Source organism: uncultured Escherichia sp. (assembly GCF_948475835.1).
Taxonomy (GTDB): Bacteria; Pseudomonadota; Gammaproteobacteria; order Enterobacterales; family Enterobacteriaceae; genus ECMA0423.
Map to the genome: position 1 here is coordinate 1 of NZ_CAOLGM010000209.1, position 4,035 is coordinate 4,035.

A 4,035-nucleotide genomic window follows, 5' to 3' on the forward strand; every position below is an offset into this window, starting at 1 on the left:
AACCCGGCCTCAGTGCCGGGTTTTCTTTGCCTCACGATCGCCCCACCTAAAAACACACAACCAATTGTATATATTGAAAAATTGATAGATACAACTTGCTAAACCACGAAATTCTGATCCCTGCCGCATAACCTTCATCCGCAACATTTACAAAAATAAATTTCCTTATATATCAAAATCATATTTCGTAGAGTTAATAAATCACAAAATTTTCGTACCAATAGTTCTTGATAATGTCGAACTATTGGTTCATTATTATCGCCATCAGCAGGAAGCTGGAAGCCAAACGGAACAGATTGGCAGGCTCTTTAACTTCGATGGGGCGCTGACAAAGCGCAAACAGATACCAAACGAGATGGGTTTGGCGGTGATGTGAATTGCAGCTGCAACGACAGCAACCAGAAGATCAGCACCTGGCGCATCACCACCAAAGCCATTTCACATGAGGAAAACATCATGACGGTAATCGTGTACGGAAAATCAACATTTGCAGGAAATGCCAAAACTCGCCGTCATGAGCGGCGCAGAAAGCTGGCTATCGAGCGTGATTCCATCTGCAACATCATCGATTCGATCTTCGGCACAGACAGTGAGGAAGCTGTTCAGGAAGAACCGAGAAAGCGTTTAAGTCTTTCTGAAAAAGCAATATCACTCGGCATCATCAGTAAATCAAATACAGATGCGAATGGCGGAAGCGTTTGTTTGCCTGAAGTTGCACTGTATGCTGCTGGTTACAGGTCAATGAAATCAATTACGGCGAGATAGAAATGACTAGCAAACAAGTAGCATATAAATGCTATTTCCCTTTATGTGGAAGAAAATTCAGCGCCAAGGCAGCATGGAAGCATATCAATGATTATCATCCAAAAGCATCAGAACGTGAGTTGATGATGATAAGAGATGTAAAACGAGAAAAAATTTCTTTCGCAACAAAGCCACTAAACGCCAACAAAAACGCAATATTGTATCAAATGCATCGTTCAAGTGGTCCAGATTATTCTGGAGGGCTTCCATCTCTTGGAAAGAAAAAATAACCACGCTCATGCTGGTTTTTAATGACATAAATAACCGTATTTACTACCGCAAGCCACGCAGTGAAATGGGTGTGACTTGTGTTGGTCGCCAGAAAATGAAATTAGGCAGCAAACCACTTATTTGAGAGGAATTAATATGTCATCAATCCGCTTAACTACGACAATAAAAGAAGTAATAGCACGCAACGCTTTAATTAAGTCCGGGGTATTCACTGAACTTGAAGAAGTAACAAAGTTAAAGAACCAGCTTGCACTTGATGCCAGAGTTGTTGCGTTTGGCGGGAAAAAGAAAACTGAGGAAGTGGACCAGCTGGCATCCAAGTTAATGGCTATAAGCGAAGAACTTGAAAAGCTGGGATGTTCATTTTACTCATGCGATGCCCGTTCAAGTTCGATTTATCTGACTGTATCAGGAAGAAGGGTTGGCTGGCATTCATACGGAAAAGACGGCAACGGTGAAGATATATTGCTCCCTACCCCCGACCAAGATAAATGCATGTTTGACGCAGAACACAAAATAACAAAAAGGTTTGATGAAATCTGCGCATTGCAACAAAAACTTGAAGCCAGGAAAAAGGATATCGAATCAAATGTATGGGCTGCTTTGAACTCAGTCACAACAGTTAAGCGACTTATTGAGGTCTGGCCTGAAAGCAAAGAGTTGCTACCAAAAGAAGCAGATAAAGCAAGTGCAGCACTTCCTGCTTTACGGGTAGAAGATTTGAATAAGATGATTGGACTTCCTTCCGAGGTCGCATAATCGTCCTTTATTTTTGGCATAAACAACAGAATAAACACTGCACTGTGTATTCATTCCAACGAGTGAATACACGGAGCAATGTCGCTCGTAACTAAACAGGAGCCGACTTGTTCTGATTATTGGAAATCTTCTTTGCCCTCCAATGTGAGGGCTTTTTTATATGCATACCAATAACGCTTCACTAGAGGCGTTTTTCGTTATGTATAAATAAGGAGCACACCATGCAATATGCCATTGCAGGGTGGCCTGTTGCTGGCTGCCCTTCCGAATCTTTACTTGAACGAATCACCCGTAAATTACGTGACGGATGGAAACGCCTTATCGACATACTTAATCAGCCAGGAGTTCCCAAAAATGGATAAAACACTTATGGCTATCCAGACTAAATTCACTATCGCCACTTTTATTGGCGATGAAAAGATGTTTCGTGAGGCCGTCGAAGCCTATAGGAAATGGAGGTCAAAATGATTCCGGTAGAACTGGCGAAAACTCCAGAGTTAAGTCGATTAAAAAGAGAATATCACATTGCTGAGGCTCGTTACTGGCGTAAAGCGGGAGATAAATCAAAGAAACAACTTTGTTTATGGCAGGCACAAAGAGAGCGCATGAATGAGCGCGAGTTTCTTTCCTCCCCATCCAAATTACCATTCTGAGGCAAATTATGGGAACTGCGACATTAATACTCGGTGAGTCTGGCACCGGAAAATCAACCAGCATGAGAAATATCAATCCAGAGGAAGCAATACTTATAAAACCAATAGGCAAGCCGCTTCCATTTAAATCAAAAGACTGGCTGGCATGGGATGCCAGAGCAAAAAAAGGAACCGTAGTTACCACTGACAAATGGGACGTAATAGTTGCCGTAATTAAGCGTGCTCACGAATACGGGAAAAGAATCGTTATTGTTGATGACTTCCAGTATGTGATGAGCAATGAGTTTATGCGCCGCTCAGAAGAAAAATCGTTTGATAAATTTACTGAGATAGGCCGCCACGCATGGGAGGTGATTAAGGCTGCACAGGATGCACCTGATGACCTGAGAGTCTATTTTCTTGCGCACACCGAAGAAACCCCTATGGGGCGCGTGAAAATGAAAACTATCGGCAAAATGCTGGACGAGAAAATCACTGTCGAAGGCATGTTTACTATAGTTCTTCGCACTCTTACCCGCGATGACCAGTTCTTTTTCACCACGAAAAACAACGGTGCAGACACTGTTAAATCCCCAATGGGAATGTTTGATTCCAATGAGATTGATAACGATCTCTCTTTCGTCGATGCCACTGTTTGTGATTACTACGGCATCAATAATGTTCATCAAATTAAGGAAAACGCCGCATGAGCAACGTGATTTTTACTTATAACGAAGAAGCAGCACTGACCGCAGGGCAAGGTGGTTTTATTAACGAAACTGGCGCTCATATCATTACCATTACTGAAGCAGAACTAAAGCAATCAGAAAAAGGAGCCAAATTTATTGAGTTTTCTGGCGAATCCGACGACGGACGTAAAATCCAATATCTTAGCGTCTGTGTTCAGAAAAATGACGGAACGGAAAACAAATTTGGCGCAAATGTCGTTCACGCCATGATGGGGTGTGCCGGGATTGGACAATTAACGCAGCATATGGTTTCCGCCAGTAAATTTGTTGCTCCTGAGTTTCACGGAAAGAAAATCGGGTTAGTGCTACAGAAAGTATTAACCACAAACAAAAAGACTGGTGCAGACAGTTACCAGATGGAAATACGCATCCCGTTTATTGCACAAACAGGCCAAACACTTAAAGAAAAGGCGGAAGGCAAGCAACCAGAAACTATCGCCAACATGGTTTTCAGCCTCAAAGATAAAGACAATCGCTCTAAAAACGTAAGCCAGAATCATGCAGATGATTATGGTTACAGCCAGAACGATTACCCTCCTTTCTGATTATTGAAAATAAGGCTCCCATTATGCCAGCGCCTCTGTATGGTGCGGATGACCCGCGCCGCTGTTCCGGCAATTCCATATCGGAGGTGCTGGATAAATTCAGAAAAAACTACGACCGGATAATGTCTCTACCGCAGGAAACGAAAGAGGAAAAGGAATTTCGCCATTGTATATGGCTTGCAGAGAAAGAAGAACGCGAGCGAATTTACCAGACATCAATCCGACCATTCCGCAAAGCCACATATACCCACTTCCCTGAATATATCGACCCGCGCCTTCGTAATTACCGCTCACGTTATGGCGCTATCAGTAATG

9 protein-coding genes are annotated in these 4,035 nt (G+C 42.8%); all 9 read left to right on the forward strand.

Going from position 1 to position 4,035, the window contains the following annotated elements; all coding sequences use genetic code 11:
• Positions 1-456 precede the first annotated feature (456 nt).
• Positions 457-765: a hypothetical protein gene (locus QZF50_RS22810; RefSeq protein ID WP_001595503.1), complete on the forward strand. Its 309-nt coding sequence runs from the start codon at positions 457-459 to the stop codon at positions 763-765.
• A 2-nt stretch (positions 766-767) separates the two neighbouring features.
• Complete coding sequence (locus QZF50_RS22815; protein WP_140432436.1) at positions 768-1,034, forward strand: hypothetical protein; 267 nt, start codon at positions 768-770, stop codon at positions 1,032-1,034.
• Between the two features lie 136 nt (positions 1,035-1,170).
• Positions 1,171-1,794 (forward strand): Nmad5 family putative nucleotide modification protein, encoded by a 624-nt coding sequence (locus tag QZF50_RS22820; protein ID WP_061892195.1) that lies wholly within the window; start codon positions 1,171-1,173, stop codon positions 1,792-1,794.
• A 221-nt stretch (positions 1,795-2,015) separates the two neighbouring features.
• Positions 2,016-2,156: a protease FtsH-inhibitory lysogeny factor CIII gene (locus tag QZF50_RS22825; RefSeq protein WP_001198858.1), complete on the forward strand. Its 141-nt coding sequence runs from the start codon at positions 2,016-2,018 to the stop codon at positions 2,154-2,156.
• Entirely contained in the window at positions 2,149-2,262 is a 114-nt protein-coding gene (gene kil / locus QZF50_RS22830) for a host cell division inhibitory peptide Kil (protein ID WP_000361831.1), read from the forward strand. Before QZF50_RS22825 ends, kil begins: the two co-directional genes overlap by 8 nt.
• A complete protein-coding gene (locus QZF50_RS22835) occupies positions 2,259-2,447 on the forward strand; it encodes a hypothetical protein (RefSeq protein WP_033547141.1) in 189 nt (62 codons plus the stop codon). Before kil ends, QZF50_RS22835 begins: the two co-directional genes overlap by 4 nt.
• Before the next feature lie 8 nt (positions 2,448-2,455).
• Positions 2,456-3,136: an ATP-binding protein gene (locus QZF50_RS22840; RefSeq protein WP_000536247.1), complete on the forward strand. Its 681-nt coding sequence runs from the start codon at positions 2,456-2,458 to the stop codon at positions 3,134-3,136.
• The gene (locus tag QZF50_RS22845) at positions 3,133-3,720 is read left to right on the forward strand and encodes a hypothetical protein (RefSeq protein ID WP_061892194.1); all 588 of its coding nucleotides are present in this window, start codon (positions 3,133-3,135) and stop codon (positions 3,718-3,720) included. Before QZF50_RS22840 ends, QZF50_RS22845 begins: the two co-directional genes overlap by 4 nt.
• Positions 3,721-3,743: 23 nt before the next feature.
• A partial coding sequence (locus tag QZF50_RS22850; protein WP_290389008.1) for a phage anti-RecBCD protein occupies positions 3,744-4,035 on the forward strand: 292 nt, incomplete at its 3' end.